This is a genomic window from Streptomyces sp. NPDC107498 (genome assembly GCF_055582805.1).
The window spans coordinates 536,141-559,992 of record NZ_JBVJPE010000003.1; the positions used below are offsets into that span (position 1 = coordinate 536,141).

Annotated in this window: 25 protein-coding genes; 14 read left to right on the forward strand and 11 right to left on the reverse strand. The window is 72.1% G+C overall.

Annotation, left to right across the window (positions count from 1 at the left end; translation table 11 throughout):
- The first annotated feature begins 132 nt into the window (after positions 1-132).
- From deoC to ACZ66Z_RS08195, 3 genes are read left to right on the forward strand one after another with little or no spacing between them, the layout of a single operon-like run.
- The gene (gene deoC / locus ACZ66Z_RS08185) at positions 133-1,092 is read left to right on the forward strand and encodes a deoxyribose-phosphate aldolase (protein WP_030687418.1); all 960 of its coding nucleotides are present in this window, start codon (positions 133-135) and stop codon (positions 1,090-1,092) included.
- 5 nt (positions 1,093-1,097) lie between these two features.
- Positions 1,098-2,534, forward strand: coding sequence for an aldehyde dehydrogenase family protein (locus tag ACZ66Z_RS08190; protein ID WP_469933159.1), 1,437 nt, complete (start codon positions 1,098-1,100; stop codon positions 2,532-2,534).
- On the forward strand, positions 2,527-3,420 hold the full coding sequence (locus ACZ66Z_RS08195) for an aldehyde dehydrogenase family protein (RefSeq protein ID WP_469933160.1): 894 nt from the start codon (positions 2,527-2,529) through the stop codon (positions 3,418-3,420). Before ACZ66Z_RS08190 ends, ACZ66Z_RS08195 begins: the two co-directional genes overlap by 8 nt.
- Positions 3,421-3,691: 271 nt before the next feature.
- On the opposite strand, the gene ACZ66Z_RS08200 is transcribed toward ACZ66Z_RS08195, so the two are convergent.
- Positions 3,692-4,090, reverse strand: a complete 399-nt coding sequence (locus tag ACZ66Z_RS08200) for a hypothetical protein (RefSeq protein WP_469933161.1) — start codon at positions 4,088-4,090, stop codon at positions 3,692-3,694.
- A gap of 52 nt (positions 4,091-4,142) precedes the next feature.
- On the opposite strand from ACZ66Z_RS08200, the gene ACZ66Z_RS08205 reads away from it, so the two are divergent.
- Positions 4,143-4,838 carry an ATP-binding protein gene (locus ACZ66Z_RS08205; RefSeq protein WP_469933162.1) on the forward strand — a complete coding sequence of 232 codons (696 nt, stop codon included), beginning with the start codon at positions 4,143-4,145 and terminating at the stop codon, positions 4,836-4,838.
- Positions 4,839-4,993: 155 nt separating this feature from the next.
- On the opposite strand, the gene ACZ66Z_RS08210 is transcribed toward ACZ66Z_RS08205, so the two are convergent.
- Complete coding sequence (locus ACZ66Z_RS08210) at positions 4,994-5,719, reverse strand: SigE family RNA polymerase sigma factor (RefSeq protein WP_469933163.1); 726 nt, start codon at positions 5,717-5,719, stop codon at positions 4,994-4,996.
- Positions 5,720-5,887: 168 nt separating this feature from the next.
- Between ACZ66Z_RS08210 and afsQ1 the strand changes: the two genes are divergently transcribed.
- From afsQ1 to ACZ66Z_RS08235, 5 genes are all read left to right on the forward strand, one after another.
- Positions 5,888-6,565 carry a two-component system response regulator AfsQ1 gene (gene afsQ1 / locus ACZ66Z_RS08215; RefSeq protein ID WP_017239746.1) on the forward strand — a complete coding sequence of 226 codons (678 nt, stop codon included), beginning with the start codon at positions 5,888-5,890 and terminating at the stop codon, positions 6,563-6,565.
- Positions 6,562-8,094, forward strand: a complete 1,533-nt coding sequence (locus ACZ66Z_RS08220; RefSeq protein WP_469933164.1) for an ATP-binding protein — start codon at positions 6,562-6,564, stop codon at positions 8,092-8,094. The genes afsQ1 and ACZ66Z_RS08220 overlap by 4 nt, the downstream gene beginning before the upstream one ends.
- A complete protein-coding gene (locus ACZ66Z_RS08225) occupies positions 8,091-8,699 on the forward strand; it encodes a hypothetical protein (protein ID WP_469933165.1) in 609 nt (202 codons plus the stop codon). The genes ACZ66Z_RS08220 and ACZ66Z_RS08225 overlap by 4 nt, the downstream gene beginning before the upstream one ends.
- A gap of 131 nt (positions 8,700-8,830) precedes the next feature.
- On the forward strand, positions 8,831-9,412 hold the full coding sequence (locus tag ACZ66Z_RS08230) for a VanZ family protein (RefSeq protein ID WP_469933166.1): 582 nt from the start codon (positions 8,831-8,833) through the stop codon (positions 9,410-9,412).
- Positions 9,413-9,502: 90 nt separating this feature from the next.
- On the forward strand, positions 9,503-9,703 hold the full coding sequence (locus tag ACZ66Z_RS08235; RefSeq protein ID WP_469933167.1) for a PspC domain-containing protein: 201 nt from the start codon (positions 9,503-9,505) through the stop codon (positions 9,701-9,703).
- Between the two features lie 77 nt (positions 9,704-9,780).
- Here ACZ66Z_RS08235 and ACZ66Z_RS08240 read toward each other — a convergent pair whose 3' ends face one another.
- Both ACZ66Z_RS08240 and ACZ66Z_RS08245 read right to left on the reverse strand, forming a co-directional pair.
- Entirely contained in the window at positions 9,781-10,146 is a 366-nt protein-coding gene (locus ACZ66Z_RS08240) for a hypothetical protein (RefSeq protein WP_389308450.1), read from the reverse strand.
- Positions 10,147-10,317: 171 nt separating this feature from the next.
- Entirely contained in the window at positions 10,318-11,472 is a 1,155-nt protein-coding gene (locus ACZ66Z_RS08245) for an adenosine deaminase (RefSeq protein ID WP_469933168.1), read from the reverse strand.
- A 92-nt stretch (positions 11,473-11,564) separates the two neighbouring features.
- On the opposite strand from ACZ66Z_RS08245, the gene ACZ66Z_RS08250 reads away from it, so the two are divergent.
- A complete protein-coding gene (locus ACZ66Z_RS08250; RefSeq protein ID WP_469933169.1) occupies positions 11,565-12,344 on the forward strand; it encodes a GNAT family N-acetyltransferase in 780 nt (259 codons plus the stop codon).
- A gap of 104 nt (positions 12,345-12,448) precedes the next feature.
- On the forward strand, positions 12,449-13,225 hold the full coding sequence (locus tag ACZ66Z_RS08255) for an alpha/beta hydrolase (protein WP_469933170.1): 777 nt from the start codon (positions 12,449-12,451) through the stop codon (positions 13,223-13,225).
- Here the strand turns inward: ACZ66Z_RS08255 and ACZ66Z_RS08260 are convergent.
- The gene (locus ACZ66Z_RS08260) at positions 13,211-14,182 is read right to left on the reverse strand and encodes a LysR family transcriptional regulator (protein WP_469933171.1); all 972 of its coding nucleotides are present in this window, start codon (positions 14,180-14,182) and stop codon (positions 13,211-13,213) included. The two genes, ACZ66Z_RS08255 and ACZ66Z_RS08260, sit on opposite strands and share 15 nt — an antisense overlap.
- Before the next feature lie 62 nt (positions 14,183-14,244).
- Between ACZ66Z_RS08260 and ACZ66Z_RS08265 the strand changes: the two genes are divergently transcribed.
- The 3 genes from ACZ66Z_RS08265 to ACZ66Z_RS08275 all read left to right on the forward strand — a co-directional run bounded on the left by ACZ66Z_RS08265 (position 14,245) and on the right by ACZ66Z_RS08275 (position 17,371).
- A complete protein-coding gene (locus ACZ66Z_RS08265) occupies positions 14,245-15,504 on the forward strand; it encodes an MFS transporter (RefSeq protein ID WP_469933172.1) in 1,260 nt (419 codons plus the stop codon).
- A gap of 104 nt (positions 15,505-15,608) precedes the next feature.
- Positions 15,609-16,316, forward strand: coding sequence for a L,D-transpeptidase family protein (locus ACZ66Z_RS08270; RefSeq protein WP_469933173.1), 708 nt, complete (start codon positions 15,609-15,611; stop codon positions 16,314-16,316).
- An 83-nt stretch (positions 16,317-16,399) separates the two neighbouring features.
- Positions 16,400-17,371: a sigma-70 family RNA polymerase sigma factor gene (locus ACZ66Z_RS08275; RefSeq protein ID WP_469933174.1), complete on the forward strand. Its 972-nt coding sequence runs from the start codon at positions 16,400-16,402 to the stop codon at positions 17,369-17,371.
- Here the strand turns inward: ACZ66Z_RS08275 and ACZ66Z_RS08280 are convergent.
- From ACZ66Z_RS08280 to ACZ66Z_RS08305, 6 genes are all read right to left on the reverse strand, one after another.
- Complete coding sequence (locus ACZ66Z_RS08280) at positions 17,360-17,635, reverse strand: STAS domain-containing protein (protein WP_469933175.1); 276 nt, start codon at positions 17,633-17,635, stop codon at positions 17,360-17,362. The genes ACZ66Z_RS08275 and ACZ66Z_RS08280 overlap by 12 nt on opposite strands.
- A 198-nt stretch (positions 17,636-17,833) precedes the next feature.
- Entirely contained in the window at positions 17,834-19,111 is a 1,278-nt protein-coding gene (locus ACZ66Z_RS08285) for a thymidine phosphorylase (protein WP_469933176.1), read from the reverse strand.
- An 81-nt stretch (positions 19,112-19,192) separates the two neighbouring features.
- Positions 19,193-19,597, reverse strand: coding sequence for a cytidine deaminase (locus tag ACZ66Z_RS08290; RefSeq protein WP_469933177.1), 405 nt, complete (start codon positions 19,595-19,597; stop codon positions 19,193-19,195).
- On the reverse strand, positions 19,594-20,856 hold the full coding sequence (locus ACZ66Z_RS08295; protein ID WP_469933178.1) for an ABC transporter permease: 1,263 nt from the start codon (positions 20,854-20,856) through the stop codon (positions 19,594-19,596). Before ACZ66Z_RS08295 ends, ACZ66Z_RS08290 begins: the two co-directional genes overlap by 4 nt.
- Positions 20,853-21,968: an ABC transporter permease gene (locus tag ACZ66Z_RS08300; RefSeq protein WP_469933179.1), complete on the reverse strand. Its 1,116-nt coding sequence runs from the start codon at positions 21,966-21,968 to the stop codon at positions 20,853-20,855. Before ACZ66Z_RS08300 ends, ACZ66Z_RS08295 begins: the two co-directional genes overlap by 4 nt.
- A complete protein-coding gene (locus tag ACZ66Z_RS08305; protein WP_469933180.1) occupies positions 21,965-23,677 on the reverse strand; it encodes an ABC transporter ATP-binding protein in 1,713 nt (570 codons plus the stop codon). The genes ACZ66Z_RS08300 and ACZ66Z_RS08305 overlap by 4 nt, the downstream gene beginning before the upstream one ends.
- Between the last annotated feature and the right edge of the window lie 175 nt (positions 23,678-23,852).

Sequence of the window (23,852 nt, forward strand, 5' to 3'; positions counted from 1 at the left end):
GAGCCGTTCGCTCCACGTCACAGGCGTGTGACAGCCGTCACTCGACCTTTCGCTCCTGTGTGACCTCGCGCTCTGCGGAACGCGCTCCCCTGTACAGGTCGCTACGCGCGTAGATATGCTCGACTGGTGACCATGCCCACCACTGCACCCGCAGCTCTCGCATTCGCCGACGTGACCGCGTCCGACAGTGCGCTGCGCCGCTTCCTCCACGGGCTGCCCGGCGTCGACGCCGTCGGCCTGGAGGCGCGCGCCGCGTCCCTCGGCACCCGCTCGATCAAGACCACGGCCAAGGCGTACGCCATCGACCTGGCCATCTCCATGATCGACCTGACGACGCTCGAAGGCGCGGACACCCCGGGCAAGGTCCGGGCGCTCGCCGCCAAGGCCGTCAACCCCGATCCGACCGACCGCACGACCCCGAAGACCGCCGCCGTCTGCGTCTACCCCGACATGGTGGCCACCGCCAAGGCCGCCGTCGCGGGCTCGGGCGTCAAGGTCGCCTCGGTCGCCACCGCCTTCCCGGCCGGACGCGCCGCGCTCCCCGTGAAGCTGGCCGACACCGCCGACGCCATCGCCGCCGGCGCCGACGAGATCGACATGGTCATCGACCGTGGTGCCTTCCTCGCCGGCCGGTACATGGAGGTGTACGAGCAGATCGCCGCCATCAAGGCCGAGTGCGGCGACCGCGCCCGGCTCAAGGTGATCTTCGAGACCGGCGAGCTGTCCACGTACGACAACATCCGCCGCGCCTCCTGGCTCGGCATGATGGCCGGCGCGGACTTCATCAAGACCTCGACCGGCAAGGTCGCGGTCAACGCCACCCCGGCGAACACCCTCCTCATGCTGGAGGCGGTGCGCGACTTCCGCGCCCAGACCGGCGTGCAGATCGGCGTGAAGCCGGCCGGCGGCATCCGCAACACCAAGGAAGCGATCAAGTTCCTGGTTCTCGTCAACGAGACCGTGGGCGAGGACTGGCTGGACAACCACTGGTTCCGCTTCGGCGCTTCCAGCCTGCTCAACGACCTGCTGATGCAGCGCCAGAAGCTGGCGACCGGCCGTTACTCCGGCCCCGATTACGTGACGGTGGACTGATCAACATGGCATCTGCATTCGAGTACGCGCCGGCACCGGAGTCGCGCTCGGTCGTCGACATCGCGCCGAGCTACGGCCTGTTCATCGACGGCGAGTTCGTCGAGGCCGCCGACGGCAAGGTCTTCAAGACCGTCTCCCCCTCCACCGAGGAGGTGCTCTCCGAGGTCGCCCGGGCGGGCGCCGAGGACGTGGACCGCGCGGTGAAGGCGGCGCGGAGGGCCTTCGAGAAGTGGTCGGCGCTGCCCGGTTCCGAGCGCGCCAAGTACCTCTTCCGGATCGCCCGGATCATCCAGGAGCGCAGCCGTGAGCTGGCCGTCCTGGAGACCCTGGACAACGGCAAGCCGATCAAGGAGACCCGCGACGCGGACCTCCCGCTGGTCGCCGCGCACTTCTTCTACTACGCGGGCTGGGCCGACAAGCTCGACCACGCGGGCTACGGCGCGAACCCGCGCCCGCTGGGCGTGGCCGGCCAGGTCATCCCGTGGAACTTCCCGCTGCTGATGCTGGCGTGGAAGATCGCCCCGGCGCTCGCGACCGGCAACACGGTCGTGCTCAAGCCGGCCGAGACGACCCCGCTCTCCGCCCTGTTCTTCGCGGACGTCTGCCGCCAGGCCGGTCTGCCGAAGGGCGTCGTCAACATCCTTCCCGGGTACGGGGAGACGGGCGCGGCCCTCGTCGGGCACCCGGACGTGAACAAGGTCGCCTTCACCGGCTCGACCGCCGTCGGCAAGGCCATCGCGCGCTCGGTCGCCGGCACGGACAAGAAGGTGACCCTGGAGCTGGGCGGCAAGGGCGCCAACATCGTCTTCGACGACGCGCCGATCGACCAGGCCGTCGAGGGCATCGTCAACGGCATCTTCTTCAACCAGGGCCAGGTCTGCTGCGCGGGTTCGCGCCTCCTGGTCCAGGAGTCGATCCAGGACGAGCTGCTCGACGGCCTCAAGCGCCGCCTCTCGACGCTCCGCCTCGGCGACCCGCTCGACAAGAACACCGACATCGGCGCGATCAACTCGTCCGAGCAGCTGGCCCGCATCACCTCGCTGGTGGACGAGGGCGAGGCGGAGGGCGCCGAGCGCTGGACCGCCGCGTGCGAGCTCCCGTCGGCCGGTTACTGGTTCGCCCCGACGCTCTTCACGAACGTCACGCAGGCGCACCGGATCGCCCGCGACGAGATCTTCGGCCCGGTCCTGTCGGTGCTGTCCTTCCGTACGCCCGACGAGGCCGTCGCGAAGGCCAACAACAGCCAGTACGGCCTGTCGGCCGGCATCTGGACGGAGAAGGGCTCCCGCATCCTCGCGGTCGCCAACAAGCTCCGGGCCGGTGTCGTCTGGGCCAACACGTTCAACAAGTTCGACCCGACCTCGCCCTTCGGCGGCTACAAGGAGTCGGGCTTCGGCCGCGAGGGCGGCCGCCACGGTCTGGAGGCCTACCTCGATGTCTGATCAGACCCGTCTGAGCGTCTTCAAGACCTACAAGCTGTACGTCGGGGGCAAGTTCCCCCGCTCCGAGAGCGGCCGGGTGTACGAGGTGACGGACTCCAAGGGCAAGTGGCTGGCGAACGCGCCGCTCTCCTCCCGCAAGGACGCCCGTGACGCGGTCGTGGCCGCGCGCAAGGCCTTCGGCGGCTGGGCGGGCGCCACCGCGTACAACCGCGGCCAGATCCTCTACCGCGTCGCCGAGATGCTGGAGGGGCGCAAGGGCCAGTTCGTGCACGAGGTCGCGCACGCGGAGGGCCTGTCCAAGAACAAGGCGGCCGAGGTCGTCGAGGCGGCCATCGACCGCTGGGTCTGGTACGCGGGCTGGACCGACAAGATCGCCCAGGTCGTGGGCGGCGCCAACCCGGTCGCGGGCCCGTACTTCAACCTGTCGACCCCGGAGCCGACGGGCGTCGTGACGGTCGTGGCCCCGCAGGACTCGTCCTTCCTGGGCCTGGTCTCGGTGATCGCCCCGGTGATCGCGACGGGCAACACGGCCGTCGTCATCGCCAGCGAGAAGGCCCCCCTCCCGGCGCTCTCGCTGGGCGAGGTCCTGGCCACCTCCGACCTCCCCGGCGGCGTGGTCAACATCCTCTCCGGCAAGGCCTCCGAGATGGGCCCGCACCTCGCGGCCCACCAGGACGTCAACGCGATCGACCTGTCGGGCGCGGCCGACGCGGACCTCGCCCGCGACCTGGAGATCGCGGCGGCGGACAACCTGAAGCGCGTCCTGCGCCCCCGTGCCGAGGACTTCGCCGAGGCCCCCGGCACGGACCGCATGACCGCCTTCCTGGAGACGAAGACGGTCTGGCACCCCACGGGTTCGCTGGGCGCGAGCGGCTCCTCGTACTAGGACGCCCGAAGGCGTCCCGGGACGGGCCGGGACCCCCGTGACGAACGGCCCCCGGGTGCACCCGGGGGCCGTTCGTCACGCGCCGCCGCGCTCGATCAGGCCCGCGACGCCGTCGAGGACGCAGTCGAGCCCCGTCCGGAACATCACCCCGCGTCGTCCTCGCGGGCGGCGGTGACGAGCGGGGTGCACGGGGTGCTGCTCGGCACGTCCGTGCTCGCCGCCCTGGCGTTCGCGGCGGCCTGGCTCGTACGGGAGGTCCCCCTGCGGACCGCTACGGAAGCAGCCCCCGCGTCAGCGGACCGGCCACCGGCAGGTCGGCCACCGCGCCGCCCTTCGTGACGTGGTCGGTGACCAGGGCCGTGCCGACCGGCTTGAAGTCGGCGACCTGCGTGCCGAGGCCGTTGTCGAGCGGGTCCACGCCGGTGTTGGCCAGCGGGTCGAGCTGAAGCCGGGTCAACGGGCCCACGCCGTGGGTGACACCGTCCAGCGCGCCCGCCCCGGCCGCGCCGGCGTCCGTCCGGCTCAGCGAGTCGAGCGGCAGCGGAACCGGGGCGGCGGCCTGCGCCCCGGCACCCGCGCCGATCATCGCGGCACCCGCCGCCGTGACGGTGAGACCGGCCTTGAGCAGGGCGCTGCGGCGGGGGGTCCGGGAGGCTGCGTGACGCGCCATGGAGATCCTTCCGAGGGGTGAGCGGGCGGGCACCGACAGTAGTCGAGGTGTGATGCTCGATACCAACGGTGCTCCTCGGTGGTCCCCTGGACGGGGGAATGCCTCACACTGGTGTTCCGTGAGTTCCCAACCGATCCCGACCCGGGTCGTCCTGCTCGCGGGCCCCTCCGGCTCCGGCAAGTCGTCCCTCGCCGCCCTCGCCGGCCTTCCGGTCCTGCGCCTCGACGACTTCTACAAGGAGGCCGACGACCCGTCGCTCCCGCTCGTCGACGGCAGCACGGACATCGACTGGGACTCCCCGCGGTCCTGGGACGCGGACGCCGCCGTCGCCGCGATCGTCGAGCTGTGCCGTACGGGACGGACCGACGTCCCCGTGTACGACATCGCCACCAGCTCCCGCACGGGCCACGAGCTGCTCGACATCGCGCGGACCCCGCTCTTCGTGGCGGAGGGCATCTTCGCGGCCGAGATCGTGACCCGTTGCCGCGAACTGGACGTCCTCGCGGACGCGCTGTGCCTGCGCGGCCGCCCCTCGACGACCTTCCGCCGCCGGCTCCTGCGGGACCTCCGCGAGGGCCGCAAGTCCGTCCCGTTCCTGCTGCGCCGCGGCTGGCGCCTGATGCGCGCCGAACGCGCGATCGTCGCCCGCCAGGCCGCGCTGGGCGCGCACCCCTGCGCGAAGCCGGAGGCGCTGGGGCGGTTGGCGGCAGCGGCGGCGGGGCGGCACCGCGCACCGGCCCCGAGCTGACCCGACCGCCCGCGCGGGCGGGACGCAGACGGAACGACGCGGGCCGTACAAGCCCCCCGGCTTGTGCGGCCCGCGTCGTTTTCCCCCGTTCCCCCCGTACCCCCGTACGCCCCCAGTCCGCCGTGTCCCCCGTCGGCCCGAGGTTCCCCCCGCCTTCAGGCCACCAGCTCGCCGAAGGACTCCTCCTCGTCACGGCCGAAGCTCAGCACCTCGTCCTCGCGCAGTCGCCGCAGCGAGCGCCAGATGCTCGACTTCACCGTGCCGACGCTGATGCCCAGGATCTCCGCGATCTCCGGGTCGGTCCGGCCCTCGTAGTAGCGCAGCACCAGCATCGTCCGCTGGAGCTCGGGCAGGCGGGCCAGGGCCTGCCACAGGACCGCGCGCAGCTCCGTGCCCCGCATCGCGTCCGTCTCGCCGACCGTCTCCGGCAGTTCCTCGGTCGGGTACTCGTTGAGCTTGCGCCGGCGCCAGGCGCTGATGTGCAGGTTGGTCATGGTGCGACGCAGGTACCCGCCGACGGCGGCCTTGTCGCTGATCCGGTCCCAGGCGCGGTACGTGGAGAACAGCGCGCTCTGGAGCAGGTCCTCGGCCTCGAAGCGGTCTCCGGTGAGGTGGTAGGCGGTGGCGTACAGGGAGGCACGACGCTCCTGGACGTAAGCCGTGAACTCGGCTTCCGAACAGCCGGAGCGCTCCCCCGTGACCTCCCCGTACGCCGCTCCCCCGTCAGCGACGGCCACCATGTACGGCGCCTTGCGCTGACGCCCGACGCTGCGAACGCACCCCCGTCCGTTCGTGACAGCGCCGGACTTCTCCGTGCTCCGCACGACGTCGTGGAGACGCGTGACAACTGCGCTTGAGGTGGTGCTGTGCAGTGCGTTCATCTCGCGCCCCCCGTCGGTTGGAGTGTGTTTCGGTCCGTGTGCCAAGAAGCTTGCCGTTCGGACTTCATGGCGTTGTCCGCCGACTGTCACAGGCGTGTCACAGGGAACGGGACGGAAGCGAGTCCACGAGCGGTCGATCTCGGACGGCCCATGCGACAGAATGACGCCGTGCCTTTTCTGCTGCTGATCGAGGACGACGACGCCATCCGCACGGCCCTCGAACTCTCCCTGTCCCGGCAGGGCCACCGGGTGGCCACCGCCGCGACGGGCGAGGACGGGCTCCAGCTGCTGCGTGAGCAGCGGCCGGACCTGGTCGTGCTCGACGTCATGCTGCCCGGCATCGACGGCTTCGAGGTCTGCCGGCGGATCCGCCGGACCGACCAGCTGCCGATCATCCTGCTGACCGCGCGCAGCGACGACATCGACGTGGTCGTCGGACTGGAGTCCGGCGCCGACGACTACGTCGTGAAGCCGGTGCAGGGGCGGGTCCTGGACGCCCGCATCCGGGCCGTGCTGCGGCGCGGCGAGCGCGAGTCGACGGACTCGGCGACGTACGGCTCCCTGGTGATCGACCGTTCGGCGATGACGGTCACCAAGAACGGCGAGGACCTCCAGCTCACCCCGACCGAGCTGCGGCTGCTCCTGGAACTGAGCCGACGGCCCGGGCAGGCGCTGTCCCGCCAGCAGTTGCTGCGGCTCGTGTGGGAGCACGACTACCTGGGCGACTCGCGGCTCGTCGACGCCTGTGTGCAGCGGCTGCGCGCCAAGGTGGAGGACGTGCCGTCCTCGCCGACGCTGATCCGTACCGTGCGCGGGGTCGGCTACCGGCTGGACGTCCCTGCGTGAGCAAGGGGATCTACGCACGGCTGCGGCTCTCGAGCCTGCGGCTGCGGCTCGTCGTCGTCTTCGCCCTCGTCGCGCTCACCGCGGCCGTCGCCGCCTCCGGCATCGCGTACTGGCTCAACCGCGAGGCGGTGCTGACCCGCACCCAGGACGGGGCGCTCAACGACTTCCGGCAGGAGATGCAGAACCGGACGGCGACGCTGCCGCTCCGGCCCACCCAGGACGACCTGCGGCGGACCGCCGAGCAGATGGCGTCCGGCAGCGCCGCGAACTACCAGGTGCTGCTGCTCGGCGAGCGGGACGCGGGCAAGCCGATCGTGGGCGCCTCGGACCCGGACGACTTCACCCTGGCCGACGTGCCGCGCCCGCTGCGGGAGGCCGTGGACACGAAGCGGCCGGTGACGGACGCCAATCCGTATCCGTACCACCTGTTCTGGCAGCGCACGGAGCGGAACGGGACGCCGTACCTGGTCGGCGGGACGCGGATCGACGGCGGCGGGCCCGCCGGGTACATGTTCAAGTCGCTGGCCGCGGAGAAGGCCGATCTGAACTCGCTCGCCTGGTCGTTGGGGATCGCCACCGCGCTCGCGGTGGCCGGCTCCGTGCTGCTCGCGCAGGTCGCGGCGACGACCGTGCTGCGCCCGGTGCACCGGCTGGGCGAGGCGGCCCGGCAGCTCGGCGAGGGCAAGCTCGACACCCGGCTGCGGGTCACCGGCGCGGACGAACTGGCCGACCTCTCCCGTACGTTCAACAGCGCGGCCGAGTCGTTGCAGAAGAAGGTCGCGGACATGAGCGCGCGGGAGGAGTCCTCCCGGCGGTTCGTGGCCGACATGTCGCACGAGCTGCGGACCCCGCTGACCGCGCTGACGGCCGTCACCGAGGTCCTGGAGGACGAGCAGGACTCCCTGGACCCGATGATCGCCCCGGCGGTGGCCCTCGTGGTGAGCGAGACCCGGCGCCTCAACGACCTGGTGGAGAACCTGATGGAGGTGACCCGCTTCGACGCGGGCACCGCGCGGCTCGTCCTCGACGACGTGGACATCGCGGACCAGATCACCGCGTGCATCGACGCGCGGGCCTGGCTGGACGCGGTCGACCTCGACGCGGAGCGCGGGATCGTGGCGCCGCTCGACCCGCGGCGCCTGGACGTGATCCTGGCGAACCTCATCGGGAACGCGCTCAAGCACGGCGGGTCGCCGGTGCGGGTCTCGGTGCGCACGGACGACGACGAGCTGGTCATCGCGGTGCGCGACCACGGCCCGGGCATCCCCGAGGAGGTGCTGCCGCACGTCTTCGACCGCTTCTACAAGGCGAGCGCCTCCCGGCCGCGGTCCGAGGGCAGCGGGCTCGGCCTGTCGATCGCCATGGAGAACGCGCTGATCCACGGCGGTTCGATCACGGCGTCGAACTCGATCGGCGAGGACGGGAAGGTCGACGGCGCGGTGTTCGTGCTGCGGCTGCCGCTGGACGCCTCGGGCATCACGCGCGAGGTGCAGACCCGCAGCAGCCAGGGCGAGGTGGAGGAAGCGTGAGGCGTCGCGTACTCGCCCTGACGGGGGCCGCGCTCACGGTCCTCGTCGCGGGCTGCGGGATCCGGACCACGTCGGTCCCGGTGGACGCGGGCGCGGCCCCGTCCCGGGTCCCGTGCACCGTGACCGAGGACGGTACGACGGAGGCGGCGGCCCAGGGCGTGCCGGTCCGGGTGTTCCTGGTCTGCGGCTCCCAGCTGGAGACGGTGGACCGCCGGTCGCCGCTGCCGGAGGAGAAGGCGGGCGGAGATCCGGTGCGGACCGCCGGGCGGCTGCTCGCGCAACTGCTCGCCGAGCCCTCGGAGAGCGAGCGGCAGGCCGGCTTCACGACCGAGGTGCGCGGGCCGCTGACCGTGGGCGGCGCACACCGGGGCGACCCGACGGGCACGCTGCGGCTGAGCCGCCAGCCGGAGGACCTGGCGCCGACGGCGCTGTCGCAGCTCGTCTGCACCTTCGCGGAGAGCTCGGCGGGCGCGGGCGGGCACACGGTGCTGCTGGGCGGGCCGGGGGCGTATCCGCCGAAGCGGTACCGCTGCACGACGGAGCTCCGCGAGCGCCCGGACTCTCCCCCACCGACGGCCCCGCCCACGAGCCCACCGCCACCCTGACCGCGCCCCCCCCGTGGGGAGGGCACCGCCCCGGCGGAACGACCGCCCGCAACGGGGTCCGAGGGGGCACCCCCCGGTGGGGCGGCGGGGGCGGCGGAACCGATTCCGCTGCCGGGGGCGTCTTGGGAGGCGTGCAGCGTCAAGGTTCGGGCGGCAGTGCCGCCGTGGTCGTCCGCGTGGCGGGGTTCGTCCTCCTCCTCGCGCATCTGCTGCTCGTCGCCTGGGTCGGTCTGCGCCCACGGGACGTGGCCTGGGTGACCGCGCCGAACACGGTCCCGCTGCACGGCCTGCGGACCGTGCTCGCGCTCGGGGGCGCCGAGGCGGCCCGGCTGATCGGCGAGGGCCTGCTGCTCCTGGCCCCGCTCGGGGTGCTGCTCCCGATGGCCGACGGACGGCTCCACGTCTCCGGGTGGGCCTCCCTGGCCCGCACGACCGCCGCGGGCGCGCTGGTGTCGCTGGCCGTGGAGCTCCTGCAGACCGCGGTGCCGGGCCAGGTGGTGGACGTGGACTCGGTGCTCCTGAACACCGTGGGGGTCGCGCTCGCGCACCTCCTGGTGGTCCCGGTCGGCCGGACCCGGCTGCGCCGCAGGTGGGAGGCGGGGAGGCCGTCCTCCTCCGCGGGGAGCACGCCGGACGGCGGCGCCGCCCTGCTGCGGGACGAGGCTCCTCAGGGTGCGACCCCGACGATTTCCAGGGTCCCGATCGCCCCGTAGACCGACGCTTCGTCCCCCCGTCCGGCAGCAGTATGGAGTCATCGGGAGCCCGCAGGAGCGGCTCCCGGACCGACTCCGAAGGAGCCCACCATGGCCGCACTGACCCGCCCCCGTGACGGACGCGTGCTCGGCGGAGTGTGCGCGGCGCTGGCCCGGCGCTTCGGCACCTCCGCGACGACGATGCGTCTGATCTTCCTGGTCTCGTGTCTGCTGCCGGGGCCGCAGTTCCTGATCTACCTGGGCCTGTGGATCTTCCTGCCGGCGGAGAAGACCGCGCGCACGGCCTGGTAGTCGTCGTACGAGCACGCCGAAGGGGCGCGCACCCGGAGAGGTCCGGGTGCGCGCCCCTTCGGCGTGTGGGGCCGGGGTCAGCCGAGCGGGAGGCCGTTGAGCGGGAGGCCGCCGAGGAGGCCGCCGAGCGGGGTGGCGCCGAGGCCGCCGGCGGCGGCGTCGAGCGGGAGGTTCTGGGTGGCCTGGCCCGCGGCGGCCGGGAGGGTCTTCACGCCCTGGTCGACTCCCTGGCCGAGGGCGCCCTGGCCGGCGCCGAGGGACTCGGCGGCGCCGTCGGGGAGCGTGGTGAGGCCGTCACCGAGCGGGACGGCCTGGGTCACCGTGCCCAGCGCGTCGGCGTCGAGCGGCAGGGACGGCGCTGCGGAGGCCGTGCCGGCGGCGGCAGCGGCGAAAGCGGCACCGAGGGCGGCGACACCGAGCTTCTTGGCGGCAGACTGCTTCATCAAAAATCTTCCTTGGGGAATCCGGGGGCTTCGGGGAAAGCCGGGAGGGGAAATCCTGGGAATCGAGAGCGGCTCTGCAACCTAACCAGCGAACGTCGCCTTCGCAAACACCGGAAAGCGGCCGGGTGTCGCATCGACCCGGCCGCCCCCGCCCCCTTCACGGGACGCTCCTCAGCCCGCCGTACGGGAAGAATCGCTGGTCGCGGCGGTCTGCCGGAACAGCCATTCGGACTTCAGCTCGGCATATCCGGGCTTGATGACCTCATTGATCATGGCGAGGCGTTCATCGAAAGGAATGAACGCTGATTTCATCGCATTGACCGTGAACCACTGCATGTCGTCGAGCGTGTAGTCGAATGCCTCGATCAGCAGCTCGAATTCCCGGCTCATGCTCGTCCCGCTCATCAGCCGGTTGTCGGTGTTGACCGTGGCCCGGAAGTGGAGCTTGCGGAGCAGTCCGATGGGGTGCTCGGCGAACGAGGCGGCGGCCCCGGTCTGGAGGTTGGAGGAGGGGCACATCTCCAGCGGGACGCGCTTGTCCCGGACGTACGCGGCGAGCCGGCCGAGGCTCACCGAGCCGTCGTCGGCGACCTCGATGTCGTCGATGATCCGCACGCCGTGGCCGAGCCGGTCGGCACCGCACCACTGGAGCGCCTGCCAGATCGAGGGCAGCCCGAAGGCCTCGCCGGCGTGGATCGTGAAGTGGTTGTTCTCCCGCTTGAGGTACTCGAAGGCGTCGAGGTGCCGGGTGGGCGGGTAGCCGGCCTCGGCGCCCGCGATGTCGAAGCCGACGACGCCGGAGTCGCGGTAGCGGTTGGCGAGTTCGGCGATCTCCAGGGCGCGGGCGGCGTGCCGCATGGCGGTCAGGAGGGCGCCGATCCGGATGCGGTGGCCGGCGGCCCTGGCCCGCCGCTCGCCCTCGCGGAAGCCCTCGTTGACGGCCTCCACGACCTCTTCGAGGGTGAGTCCGCCCTCCAGGTGCTGCTCGGGGGCGTACCGCACCTCGGCGTACACGACGCCGTCCTCGGCGAGGTCGACGGCGCATTCGGCGGCGACGCGGAAGAGGGCGTCCCGGGTCTGCATGACGGCGCAGGTGTGCGCGAAGGTCTCCAGGTACCGCTCCAGGGAGCCGGAGTCGGCGGCTTCGCGGAACCAGATGCCGAGCTTGTCGGGCTCCGTCTCGGGGAGCTGCTCGTAGCCCTGCTCCCGGGCGAGTTCGATGATCGTGCCGGGGCGCAGTCCGCCGTCGAGGTGGTCGTGGAGCAGCACCTTCGGGGCACGGCGGATCTGGTCCGCGGTGGGGACGTTGGGGGTCTGGCTCGTCATCTCCGCACTCTAGCCCCTACGCGCGTAGAACACCTCGCGTGGCGCCGGATTTCTCGTGGCGGGGCGAAGGGCCGTCCTCCTAGCCTGCCCGCATGACCTCGACCTCGCCCGCGGCCGCGTCCGAACTCCCGCGCGTGCACCGCTTCCTGTCCGACTTCCACCGCCGCCAGGCGGCCCGTACCGTCGAGTTCCCGGGCGCCTTCGCGGTGCTCGACGACGCCTACCGGAACTCCCGGGGCAACAACCACCTGCTCGTCGACGGGGCCGTGGACCCCGAGGCGCTGCCCGGGTACGTGGAGGAGGCGCTCGCCCACCTCCCGCACCGCTCCGCGTACGTCCTCGACGAGACGGTCGCCGCCGCCTGTCGGACGCCGATGGAGCGGGCCGGGTACCGGCACGCCACCACGCTGGTCATGGCGCACACCGGCCCGGTGCCGGAGCACGGCGGGGCGCGGGAGGTCGACTTCGACGAGCTGCGCGGGCCGGTGGCCGACTCCTGGCCCCGGTTCGCCCCGGAGGCACCGCCGGAGCACGTCCGCGACCTGGTGGAGCGGCGGCCGGCGCGCCGGCGCGGCGCCGACGACGTGCGGTTCCTCGCCGCGCACACCCCGGCGGGCGAGGTGGCCGCGTGGGCCGACCTGTACATGGACCCGGCGACCGGGATCGCGCAGATCGAGGACCTGGTCACCGCGGAGGCCCACCTCGGGCGGGGGTACGCCGGGAGGGTGCTGGACACGGCGCTGCGCGAGGCCGCCGACGCGGGCTGCCCGACCCGCTTCCTCACCGCGTTCGGGGAGGACTGGCCGCACCACTGGTACGGCCGGAAGGGCTTCACGACCATCGGCTCGGTGGCCCGCTTCGAACGGACCTGACACGCACGACCGTTCCCGCCCGGTACGGCGGCGCGCGGCGGCGATACGTAACAGTGACCGCGCGTACGGCTGGCGTACACCTCCGCTTCTGAGACTGTTCTGTCATGGCGCACTTCGCACTCGTGGGGCCGCCCGAGGCACGGAGACCCCGGCTCGGACGGCCTGTTGGAGGTTCCCGCACGTCGACGGCGGTGGGCGGCGTGGTGCTGCTCCTGCCGGACGGCGAGCCGGTGTCGGCGCGGCGGGCCTCCGCGCGGACGCACGCGGCGCTGCTTCCGCTGGGTCGCGCGCTGGCCCGGGCGGGCCGGTCCGAGGGGCTCGCCGCGCACGTGGTGCGCTACCGGACGCGCGGTTGGAACGGGGCGGACGCGGACCTCGTGGCGGACGCCTCCTGGGCGGTCGCGGAGGCGGTACGGCGCTACGGCGACGTCCCGGTCTGTCTCGTCGGCCACGGGATGGGGGCGCGGGCGGCGCTGCGGGCGGCCGGGCACCCCGCGGTCGCCGCGGTGCTCGCGCTCGCGCCCTGGCTGCCGGAGGACGACGTGGCGGCGGAGCCGGAGCCGGTGCGGCAGCTGGTGGGACGCAGGGTGCTGCTCGTGCACGGCACGAACGACGCGCGGACGGACCCGGAGCTGTCGTTCCGGTTCGCCGAGCGGGCGAAGAAGGCGAACCGGGACACCTGCCGCTTCGAGGTGCACTCGGACGGCCACGCGCTGCGCCAGTACGCGGCCGAGGTCCGGGCCCTGGCCGGGGACTTCGTGCTGGGCGCCCTCTTCGGCCGACCGGTCGCCCGGCCGGTGACCGACGCGATGGCGGCTCCCCCGCCGCTGGGCCTGCGGATGCCGCTGGCGGCCGGATTCGGGGGCTCACGCCGGAGGTGACGGCTCCTTCGGGAGGAGGTGGCCGCGCCTGCCCAGCAGGAACTTCTTGAAGGCGGCCACCGGGGCCGTGTCCGGGTGGCCGTCGAGCCAGGCGACCCCGATCTCGCGGACCGCGCGCGGGGCGGTGACGGTGAGTTCGACGACGCCGGGCCGGGGGACGGCCGGCGGGGGCAGCAGGGCGACGCCGAGACCGGCGGCGACGAGGCCGCGCAGGGTCTCGGCCTCCTCGCCCTCGAAGGCGACCCGTGGCCTGAAGCCGGCCTCCGCGCACAGGTCGTCGGTGATGCGGCGGAGCCCGTACCCCGGCTCCAGGGTCACGAAGGTCTCCTCCGCGGCCTCGGCGAGGCGCACCCGCTTGCGGCCGGCGAGCCGGTGGTCGTCCGGGACGACGAGCCGCAGCCGCTGTTCGTCGAGGCGGCGGGCCACCAGGTCGGGGGCGTCCGGCACGGGCGAGGTCAGGCAGAGGTCGAGGTCGCCGGCCCGCAGCCGCTCGATCATGGCCTCGCCGTAGTTCTGGACGAGGGTGAAGCGGATCCTCGGGTGGTCGACGCGGAAGGCGCGGATGAGGCCGGGCACGGTCTCGGAGCCCATGGTGTGCAGGAAGCCGAAGGCGACGCGGCCGGCGGCCGGGTCGGCGTCGGCCCGTACGGTGTCGGCGGCCCGTTCCACCTCGGCGAGGGCCCGCTCGGCGGCGGTGAGGAAGCGGCGGCCCGCCGGGGTCAGGGAGACCGTGCGGCCGCGCCGGGCGAAGAGGGTGACGCCGAGGTCCTGTTCGAGCCGGACCATGGCCCGGGAGAGCGTCGACTGCGGCACGCCCATCTCGGCGGCGGCGCGGGTCACGTGCTCGTGCCGGGCGACGGCGGCGAAGTACGCGAGCCGCGGCGCGAGCAGCTGTCCCATGTCTTCTTCGTTACTGTTCGGTGACAGGCGAGGCTGTGACCTGTACTCATGCACCATGGGAACAATTACAGCAGTTCCGTGCATTGGACGCATGAACCGGGCCCGCCTACGTTCGTGGCATGCCTTCCGCCAGTACCAAGGCGGCCGCCACCACCGCGTCCGCCGACACCCGCCTCGCCCCCGGCACCCCCGGCCACCGCCGGATGAGCCTCGCGCTCTTCGCCGCCGGGCTGGCCGCCTTCGCCCTCCTCTACTCCACGCAGGCCCTCCTCCCGGCCATCTCGGCCGAGTTCGGCGCCACCGCCTCCGCCGCCTCCTGGACGGTCTCCGCCGCCACCGCCGCCCTCGCCCTCTGCGTCCTGCCGCTCAGCGCCCTCTCGGAGCGCTTCGGGCGGCGCACGATGATGACGGCCTCCCTCTCGGTCGCGGTCGCCGTGGCGCTCCTGGTGCCGCTCGCCCCGAACCTGGCGTCCCTGATCGCGCTCCGCGCCGTCCAGGGCGCCGCGCTGGCCGGCCTCCCGGCCTCCGCGATGGCGTACCTCGCCGAGGAGGTGCGGCCCCGGGCTCTGATCGGCGCGATCGGCCTCTTCGTGGCGGGCAACTCGATCGGCGGCATGAGCGGACGGCTCGTGACCGGCTGGGTCGCCCAGCTGTGGGGCTGGCGCGCCGGTCTGGCCGCCGTCGGCCTGACCTCCCTGGCCTGCGCGCTCGTCTTCCGGGCGCTGCTCCCGAAGGCCCGGCACTTCGTCCCCGGCACGCTGAACCCGAAGGCGCTCGCCCGGACCGTCCGGGGCCACCTCTCCGACCCGCTGCTCATGCGGCTGTACGTGATCGGCGCGCTGTTCATGACGGTCTTCGGCGCCGTGTACACGGTGATCGGCTACCGCCTGGTGGAGGCCCCGTTCTCGCTGCCGCAGGGCGTGATCGGATCGATCTTCCTGATCTACCTGGTCGGTACGGTCTCCTCGGCGGCGGCCGGGAAGCTCGTCGGGCGGCTCGGCCGGCGCGGGGCGCTGTACCTGGCGGTCTCGACGACGGCGGCGGGCCTGCTGTTCTCGCTGTCCGACGCGCTCGTGCCCGTGCTCGCGGGCCTGGTCCTGATCACGGCCGGTTTCTTCGCGGGCCACGCGGTCGCCTCCTCCTCGGTGAGCCGCACGGCGAAGACGGGCCGCGCGCAGGCCTCGGCGCTGTACCAGTCCGCGTACTACCTGGGCAGCAGCGCGGGCGGCACGCTCGGCGCGATCGCCTTCCACGCGGGCGGCTGGGCGGGCACGGTCCTGATCGGTCTGGTCGCGGTCCTCGGGGTCGTCTCGGTCACCCTGTACGGCTCGCACAGCGCGCGCGTCGAGGCGCGGCGGCTGCACCCGGCGGCGGCGTAGGAACCGGCCACCGGCCGTCCCCGGGGACTCCCCAATCCGGACCGCAACCGTCACACTCCCCCGTACGTCCTCGAACACAGGGACCCTAGGGGGAGTTGAAGATCATGAAACGAATCGCGCGGCTCGCGGGAAGAAGGGCGGGCATCGCCGCCGGCATCACGTCGCTCGTGGTGCCGGTGACGATCGCGCTCGGTACGGCCCCGGCGCAGGCGGCGTCCTGCAACGTGACGACGGGCCCGTACCAGAAGCAGGTGGAGAAGTTCCTCGGACGGCCGGTCGACGGGCGCCAGTCGCTCGCCGACTGCCAGGCGATCCAGGCCTTCCAGCGCAAGCACGGCATCACCCCGACCGTGGGGTACGCCGGGCCGCTGACCTGGCGCACCATGAACACGATGATCCAGCAGAAGGCGGCCGGGACCAACCCGAACAAGGACCGCAAGTGTCCGACGAACAAGGGCCGGATCGCCTGCGTCGACCTGACCCGGCAGCTGAGCTGGATCCAGGACGGCTCGCGCCTGAAGTACGGCCCGGTGCCGGTCCGTACGGGCAAGGACGGCACCGAGACCCGTACCGGCCTCAAGAAGATCTACTGGCGGAACATCAACCACTGGTCGACGCTCTACCACGTCTCCATGCCGTACTCGCAGTTCTTCGACGGCGGGCAGGCCTTCCACTCGACGACCAAGTCCATGTGGAACCCGCCGGGTTCCGGCGGCTGCGTGAACATGACGTCGAAGGACGCCAAGGCGTACTGGAACCTGCTCAGGAACGGGGACGACGTCTTCGTCTACGGGCGCAAGCCGGGAACCTGACCCCGGCTGTCAGTCCGCTGCGGTAGCTTCCCTCTCACCGGCACCGAACGGGTGCCGGTGAGGGTGAGTGGGGTGTGGACCCGATGAGCGACGCCGTGACCGCGACGACCGACGATCTCGACAAGTACCGCAGGGAGCTGACCGGTTACTGCTACCGGATGCTCGGATCCTCCTTTGAGGCGGAGGACGCGGTGCAGGACACGATGGTCCGCGCCTGGAAGGCCATCGGCTCCTTCGAGGGCCGCTCCTCGCTGCGGTCCTGGCTGTACCGGATCGCCACCAACGTCTGCCTGGACGCGCTGCACGCGGGGAACAGGAGGGCGCGGCCCATGGACCTGACCGGGCCGACGCCCGTCGCACGGGCACAGCTCGTCAAGCAGCCGGAGATCACCTGGCTGGAGCCCGTTCCCGACGGGCGGGTCCTGCCCTCGGCCGGCGACCCGGCGGAGACGGCCGTCTCCCGCGAGACCGTGCGGCTCGCCTTCGTGGCCGCGCTCCAACACCTGCCGCCCAAGCAGCGGGCGGTGCTCATCCTGCGCGAGGTCCTCGCGTGGAGGGCGAGCGAGGTGGCCGAGCTCCTCGACACCTCCGTCGCCTCCGTCAACAGCGCCCTCCAGCGGGCCCGCGCGACCCTCGCCGAGCAGGCGCCGGCCGCCTCCGACCCGGCGAACCCGCTGGACGAGGAGCAGCAGGCGCTCCTGGAGCGCTACGTCGCGGCCTTCGAGGGCTACGACATGAAGGCGCTGACGGCGCTCCTCCACGAGGACGCGACGATGTCCATGCCGCCGTACGACCTGTGGCTCCAGGGCCACGACGACATCGTCGGCTGGATGCTGGGCGTCGGCGACGTGTGCCGGGGCTCGAAGCTGGTCGCGACCGTGGCGAACGGCTCCCCGGCCTTCGCCCACTACCACCCGGACCCGGCGGGCGGCTTCAGCCCGTGGGCGCTGATCGTCCTGGAGCTGCGGGACGGCAAGGTCGCCGGGATGGACTTCTTCCTGGACACCGAGCGCTGGTTCCCGCTCTTCGACCTGCCGGCGCGGCTAGACGCCTAGGGTCCCGGCCAGGCCGGCGAGTCGGAGCAGGGCCCGCAGGTCGGGCCCGGCTCCCTCGAAGCGGAGGTGGTGCCCTCGCCGTCGGGCGACGAGCTTCAGCCGGGCGAGGGCGTCGACGGCGGCGAGTCCGGGGGGCGCGAGGCCGCCGATCTCGCAGACGACGACGGTCGGCTCGGCGGCGTCGAGCAGGGCGCAGAGCCGCCCGACGTCGTCGGGCGCGGGCGGCCCGGAGAGCCGCAGTTCGAGGGCGCGAGAAGTGTCCACGACGGGGAGACCGGCGCGGCGCCCGTAACTCATCGGCTTCCGCGCCCCGGCGGGCGCACCGCACGAGGCCCTGGGCTCGGCCCATGACGCGTGGCGGTCTCCCTTTCCCGTGCGACGCCGGTCCCCGCATGCCGAACGGGACCGGTGGGGGTCCACCGGTCCCGTTCGCACGGAGGCGCCGTGGGCGTGTGCCCCGACTTACGCGATGCGGTCCAGGACGATCGGGTTCGCGGTGAACGCCGTGCCCTCCGGCGCGATGTCCCACGCCCCCGACAGGGACTCCAGGGCGTAGTCGAACTTCTCCGGGGTGTCCGTGTGGAGGGTCAGCAGCGGCTGGCCCGCCGTCACCGTGTCGCCCGGCTTCGCGTGGAGCTCGACGCCGGCGCCCGCCTGCACCGGGTCCTCCTTGCGGGCGCGGCCCGCGCCCAGGCGCCAGGCGGCGATGCCGACGTCGTACGCGTCGAGGCGGGTGAGGACACCGGTCGACGGGGCCGTGACGACGTGCTGCTCGCGGGCGACGGGGAGGGTCGCGTCGGGGTCGCCGCCCTGGGCCGCGATCATCCGGCGCCAGACGTCCATCGCCGAGCCGTCCGCGAGGGCCTTCGCCGGGTCGGCGTCCTTGATGCCCGCGGCGGCCAGCATCTCGGCCGCGAGGGCGATCGTCAGGTCGACGACGTCCTTCGGGCCGCCGCCCGCGAGGACCTCGACCGACTCGCGGACCTCCAGGGCGTTGCCGGCGGTGAGGCCGAGCGGGGTGGACATGTCGGTGAGGAGCGCGACGGTCCTCACCCCGCTGTCGGTGCCGAGGCCGACCATCGTCCGCGCCAGCTCGCGGGCGTCCTCGATGTTCTTCATGAAGGCGCCGGTGCCGACCTTGACGTCCAGGACGAGCGAACCGGTGCCCTCGGCGATCTTCTTCGACATGATCGAGGAGGCGATCAGCGGGATGGCCTCCACCGTGCCCGTGACGTCGCGGAGCGCGTACAGCTTCTTGTCGGCCGGGGCCAGGCCGTCGCCCGCCGCGCAGATGACCGCGCCCGTGGTGTCGAGGACGTGCAGCATCTCCTCGTTGGAGAGCAGCGCGCGCCAGCCGGGGATGGACTCCAGCTTGTCGAGCGTGCCGCCGGTGTGGCCGAGGCCGCGGCCGGAGAGCTGCGGCACGGCCGCACCGCAGGCCGCGACGAGCGGGGCGAGCGGAAGGGTGATCTTGTCGCCGACGCCGCCGGTGGAGTGCTTGTCGGCGGTGGGGCGGGAGAGGGAGTCGAAGTTCATGCGCTCGCCGCTCGCGATCATCGCGGCGGTCCAGCGGGCGATCTCCGTGCGGTTCATGCCGTTCAGCAGGATGGCCATGGCCAGGGCGGACATCTGCTCGTCGGCGACCGCACCGCGGGTGTACGCGTCGATGACCCAGTCGATCTGCTCGGGGCTCAGCTCGCCCTTGTCCCGCTTGGTGCGGATGACGGAGATGACGTCCATGGTGGTGCCTCTTTCTACGCGCATAGAGGGGGAAAGGGGGAGCGACCCTTCCCATCGTGCCGGAAGGGCCGCTCCGAGGTGTTACTTGGCGAGGTGGTCCGGGCCGAAGGCCTGCGGGAGCATCTCGGCCAGGGTCAGGAACCCCGCCGGGGTCTCCAGGACGAGCCCGGGGCCGCCGAACTCGTACAGCAGCTGCCGGCAGCGCCCGCACGGGACCAGGGACTCGCCCCGGCCGTCCACGCACACGAAGTGCGTCAGGCGCCCGCCGCCGGTCGCCTGGAGCTGCGAGACGAGCCCGCACTCGGCGCAGAGGCCGAGGCCGAAGGAGGCGTTCTCCACGTTGCAGCCGGAGACCACCCGCCCGTCGTCCACGAGGGCCGCCGCGCCGACCGGGTAGCCCGAGTACGGGGCGTACGCGTGGGACATCGCCTCGCGGGCGGTCTCCCGCAGGAGGTCCCAGTCGGGCTCGGGGAGGGCGGGCGTCACTTGCCCTGGCCCTTGCGGTACGGCAGGCCGTCCGCCTTCGGCATCCGCAGGCGCTGCGCCGAGAGGGCGAGCACGAGCAGGGTGGTGATGTACGGGGCGGCGTCGACGAACTGGCTCGGGACCTCGTCGGTGAGCACGTACCAGAGGAAGAAGCCGACGGCGAAGACGGCGCCGATCGCGGCCACCACCCACTTCTTCCGGTACATCTGCCACAGGGCGGCGATCACCAGGAGCAGCGCGACGAGCAGCAGCAGCGCATGGACGTTCTCGGCGCCGCCGCGCAGCTTGAGGCTGTCGGTGAAGCCGAAGAGGCCGGCGCCCATGGCCATGCCGCCGGGCATCCAGTTGCCGAAGATCATCGCGGCGAGACCGATGTAGCCGCGGCCGCCGGTCTGGCCCTCCTGGTAGATGCCGGTGGAGACGATCGCCAGGAAGGCGCCGCCGAGGCCGGCGAGGGCGCCGGAGACGGCGACGGCGATGTACTTGTACTTGTAGACGTTGACGCCCAGGGACTCGGCGGCGACCGGGTTCTCGCCGCAGGAGCGCAGCCGCAGACCGAAGGCCGTGCGCCAGAGCACCCACCAGGTGCCCGGGATGAGCAGGGCGGCCACGATCGTCAGCAGCGACAGGTGGGTGACCAGGCCGCCGAGGATGCCGGCGAGGTCCGAGATCAGGAACCAGTGCTTCTGCTGGAGGTCCACCAGCCAGTCCGAGAGTCCCGGGATGGTGATGTCGGTGATCGGGTCGATGCGCGGGGACTGCTTGGAGGAGCCGCCCTCGGCCTTGTCGAAGGTGAAGTTCGACAGGTACTGGGTGAAGCCGACCGCCAGGATGTTCACCGCCACACCGGAGACGATGTGGTTCACGTTGAACGTGACGGTGATGATCGCGTGCAGCAGGCCGCCGAGCGCGCCGCCGAGGATGCCGACGACGACGCCCGTCCACGGGCCCCACTGGTAGCCCGCCCAGGCGCCGAACCAGGTGCCGAGGACCATCATGCCCTCGAGGCCGATGTTGACGACGCCCGCGCGCTCGGACCACAGACCGCCGAGACCGGCCATGGCGATCGGCACGGCGAGCTGGAGCGCGCCGGAGACCTGGCCCACGGAGGTGAGGTCATTGGCGCCGGAGACGACCCGGACCAGTGAGAAGAGCACGAGGCCGGCCGCGACGATCAGCAGGATCCAGGGCCAGGTCAGCTTGCGGCGTCCGGCCTTCTTGGGCGCGGCGCTCGGCTTGGCAACGGTGCCGGTGCTCATGCCGCCACCTCCTTGTCGGTCTTGATGGCGCCGCCGGCGGCGAGCTCCTCGCCGACCTTCTGCTGCTGGCGGCGGAGGCCGTAACGGCGGACGAGCTCGTAGGAGACGACCACGGCGATCACGATGATGCCCTGCATGATCTGCGTGATCTCCTTCGGGTAGCCCGCGATGTCCAGGCTGGAGGACGCCTTTTCGAGGAACGCGAAGAGGAGGGCCGCGAAGAGGATGCCGACCGGGTGGTTGCGGCCGAGCAGGGCGACGGTGATGGCGGTGAAGCCGACGCCGACCGGGAAGGCGAGGCTGTACGTGTGCGTCTCGCCGAGCAGGATCGGCATGCCGGACAGACCGGCGAGACCGCCGGAGATCAGCATCGCGGTGAGGATCATCTTCTTGGCGTCGACGCCGCTGGCCTGGGCCGCGGACTCGCTCTCGCCGGTGGCGCGCAGGTCGAAGCCGAACTTGGTGCGGTTGAGCACGAACCAGTAGACGACGCCGAGCGCGAGCGCGACGAAGGTGAAGCCGTAGATCTGGCCGCCCTCGCCCATGTCGATGCCGGGGAACCAGCCGGACTCGGCGATCTGACCGGTGGTGAGGTCGTTGGAGCCCGCGGGCTGGACGCCGAAGTTCTTCGGCAGGATCAGCCAGGCCACCAGGGAGGTGGTGATGGCGTTCAGCATGATCGTGGAGACGACCTCGGAGACGCCGCGGGTGGTCTTGAGGATGCCCGCGATGCCGGCCCAGAAGGCACCGGTCACGGTGGCGACGAGGACGATCAGCAGGACGTGCAGCGGACCCGGCAGGTCGACGGCGGCACCCACCAGCGCCGACAGCATCGCCGCGAGGCGGTACTGGCCGTCGACGCCGATGTTGAAGAGGTTCATCCGGAAGCCGATGGCCACGCCGAGGGCCGCCAGGTAGAGGGTCCCCGTGTAGTTGACGATCAGGACCTGGACGTCGGAGAACCCGGCGTTCTCGACCATCAGCCGGATCGGCTCGATCGGGTCGAGGCCCGTCGCGAGCAGCACCAGAACGGTGAGCACGAAGGACGAGACCAGAGCGAGCACGGGGCCCGCGGCCCCGATGATCAGCTTGTCCTTGTCGATTTTCATCATCGGGCGTCACCGTCTTCGGACTGCTCTTCGGTGCCTTCGAGGCGGCCGGTGGCTGCGCCGGTCATGGCGGAGCCCAGCTGCTCGGGCGTGATGGTGGCGGGGTCGGCGTCGGCGACCAGCCGGCCGCGGTACATGACCCGGAGCGTGTCGGACAGGCCGATCAGCTCGTCGAGGTCGGCGGAGATCAGCAGCACCGCGAGGCCCGCACGGCGGGCGTCCCGGATCGCGTCCCAGATCTGCGCCTGCGCGCCGACGTCCACACCGCGGGTGGGGTGGGCGGCGATCAGGAACTTGGGGTTGTGGCTCATCTCGCGGCCGACGATCAGCTTCTGCTGGTTGCCGCCGGAGAGGGAGGCCGCGGTGACGTCGATGCCGGGCGTGCGGACGTCGTACTCGCGCACGATCCGCTCGGTGTCCTTGCGGGCGGCCTTCGGGTCGAGGATGCCGCGCTTGGAGTTGGGGGCCTCGGTGACGTGGCCGAGGATGCGGTTCTCCCAGAGGGGGGCCTCCAGGAGCAGGCCGTGGCGGTGGCGGTCCTCGGGGATGTAGCCGATGCCGCCCTCGCGGCGCTTGCGCACGGAGACCTTGGAGATGTCCTCTCCGTCGAGCGTGATGACGCCCGCGTCGGGGGTGGACATGCCCATCAGGGCCTCGATGAGCTCGGTCTGGCCGTTGCCCTCGACACCGGCGATGCCGAGGATCTCGCCCTTGTGGATGGTGAGCGAGATGTCGTCGAGGAGCTTGCGGCCCGTGCCGATCTCCTGGACGGCGATCGAGCCGGACGGGTCCGGCGGGGCGGCGGTGGTGAGCGGGGCGGCCGAGGCGGCACCGGCCTCGGTCAGGGTCAGGCCCTCGATCCGGAGCATCGGGACGTCCGTGACCGTCGACTCGCGGGTCTCCGGCGAGGGCAGCTCGCTGCCGACCATCAGCTCGGCGAGCTGCTTGGTGGTGGCGGTCTTCGGGTCGGCGGTGCCGACCGTGGTGCCCCGGCGGATGACGGTGATGTCGTCGGCGACCTTCAGGACCTCGCCCAGCTTGTGCGAGATGAAGATGACGGTGAGGCCCTCGGACTTGAGCTCGCGCAGGTTGTCGAAGAGCGCGTCGACCTCCTGCGGGACGAGGACGGCGGTCGGCTCGTCGAGGATGAGGATCTTGGCGCCGCGGTAGAGGACCTTGAGGATCTCCACGCGCTGCCGCTCGGCGACGCCGAGGTCCTCGACGAGCGCGTCGGGGCGGACGCCGAGGCCGTACGCGTCGGAGATCTCCTTGATCTTCTTCCGCGCCTTGGCGCCGATGCCGTGGAGCTTCTCGCCGCCGAGGACGACGTTCTCCAGGACGGTGAGGTTGTCCGCGAGCATGAAGTGCTGGTGCACCATGCCGATGCCGCGGGCGATGGCGTCACCGGGGGTGGAGAAGGTGACCTGCTCGCCGTCGATCGCGATGGTGCCCTCGTCCGGCTTCTGCATGCCGTAGAGGATCTTCATGAGGGTCGACTTGCCGGCACCGTTCTCGCCGATGAGGGCGTGCACGGTGCCCTTGCGGACCGTGATGGCGATGTCCTTGTTGGCGACGACGCCGGGGAAGCGCTTGGTGATGCCGTGCAGTTCTACGGCAGGGGGGCTGGACGCGTTGATGACGCACTCTCCTTGGCCGGAAGGAGTGGGAGCGGGAGGGCAGGGCGGGGCGAAGTTATCGTGCCAGGGAGACATCTACACGCGTAGCGCTGCCGAAAAATGAAAACCTGTACGGGAATGGGCCCGGGGCCCGGGGGGGGGGGGGGGGGGGGGGGGGGTGCAGGACCCGGTGGCGGGGGGGGCGGGGGGGGTTGCGAAGGGGGGTTTGGACGTGTGTTGCTTGTTGCAACATGTCTTTTTTTCCTTTTTC

What these genes read in the sequence shown, in the direction of transcription:
- deoC (WP_030687418.1), top strand. Translation starts at nt 133, where the DNA reads ATGCCCACCACTGCACCCGCAGCTCTCGCATTCGCCGACGTGACCGCG.
- ACZ66Z_RS08190 (WP_469933159.1), top strand. Translation starts at nt 1,098, where the DNA reads ATGGCATCTGCATTCGAGTACGCGCCGGCACCGGAGTCGCGCTCGGTC.
- ACZ66Z_RS08195 (WP_469933160.1), top strand. Translation starts at nt 2,527, where the DNA reads ATGTCTGATCAGACCCGTCTGAGCGTCTTCAAGACCTACAAGCTGTAC.
- ACZ66Z_RS08200 (WP_469933161.1), bottom strand. Translation starts at nt 4,090, where the DNA reads ATGGCGCGTCACGCAGCCTCCCGGACCCCCCGCCGCAGCGCCCTGCTC.
- ACZ66Z_RS08205 (WP_469933162.1), top strand. Translation starts at nt 4,143, where the DNA reads ATGCTCGATACCAACGGTGCTCCTCGGTGGTCCCCTGGACGGGGGAAT.
- ACZ66Z_RS08210 (WP_469933163.1), bottom strand. Translation starts at nt 5,719, where the DNA reads ATGAACGCACTGCACAGCACCACCTCAAGCGCAGTTGTCACGCGTCTC.
- ACZ66Z_RS08235 (WP_469933167.1), top strand. Translation starts at nt 9,503, where the DNA reads ATGGCCGCACTGACCCGCCCCCGTGACGGACGCGTGCTCGGCGGAGTG.
- ACZ66Z_RS08240 (WP_389308450.1), bottom strand. Translation starts at nt 10,146, where the DNA reads ATGAAGCAGTCTGCCGCCAAGAAGCTCGGTGTCGCCGCCCTCGGTGCC.
- ACZ66Z_RS08245 (WP_469933168.1), bottom strand. Translation starts at nt 11,472, where the DNA reads ATGACGAGCCAGACCCCCAACGTCCCCACCGCGGACCAGATCCGCCGT.
- ACZ66Z_RS08250 (WP_469933169.1), top strand. Translation starts at nt 11,565, where the DNA reads ATGACCTCGACCTCGCCCGCGGCCGCGTCCGAACTCCCGCGCGTGCAC.
- ACZ66Z_RS08255 (WP_469933170.1), top strand. Translation starts at nt 12,449, where the DNA reads ATGGCGCACTTCGCACTCGTGGGGCCGCCCGAGGCACGGAGACCCCGG.
- ACZ66Z_RS08260 (WP_469933171.1), bottom strand. Translation starts at nt 14,182, where the DNA reads ATGGTGCATGAGTACAGGTCACAGCCTCGCCTGTCACCGAACAGTAAC.
- ACZ66Z_RS08265 (WP_469933172.1), top strand. Translation starts at nt 14,245, where the DNA reads ATGCCTTCCGCCAGTACCAAGGCGGCCGCCACCACCGCGTCCGCCGAC.
- ACZ66Z_RS08270 (WP_469933173.1), top strand. Translation starts at nt 15,609, where the DNA reads ATGAAACGAATCGCGCGGCTCGCGGGAAGAAGGGCGGGCATCGCCGCC.
- ACZ66Z_RS08275 (WP_469933174.1), top strand. Translation starts at nt 16,400, where the DNA reads ATGAGCGACGCCGTGACCGCGACGACCGACGATCTCGACAAGTACCGC.
- ACZ66Z_RS08285 (WP_469933176.1), bottom strand. Translation starts at nt 19,111, where the DNA reads ATGGACGTCATCTCCGTCATCCGCACCAAGCGGGACAAGGGCGAGCTG.
- ACZ66Z_RS08295 (WP_469933178.1), bottom strand. Translation starts at nt 20,856, where the DNA reads ATGAGCACCGGCACCGTTGCCAAGCCGAGCGCCGCGCCCAAGAAGGCC.
- ACZ66Z_RS08300 (WP_469933179.1), bottom strand. Translation starts at nt 21,968, where the DNA reads ATGATGAAAATCGACAAGGACAAGCTGATCATCGGGGCCGCGGGCCCC.
- ACZ66Z_RS08305 (WP_469933180.1), bottom strand. Translation starts at nt 23,677, where the DNA reads ATGTCTCCCTGGCACGATAACTTCGCCCCGCCCTGCCCTCCCGCTCCC.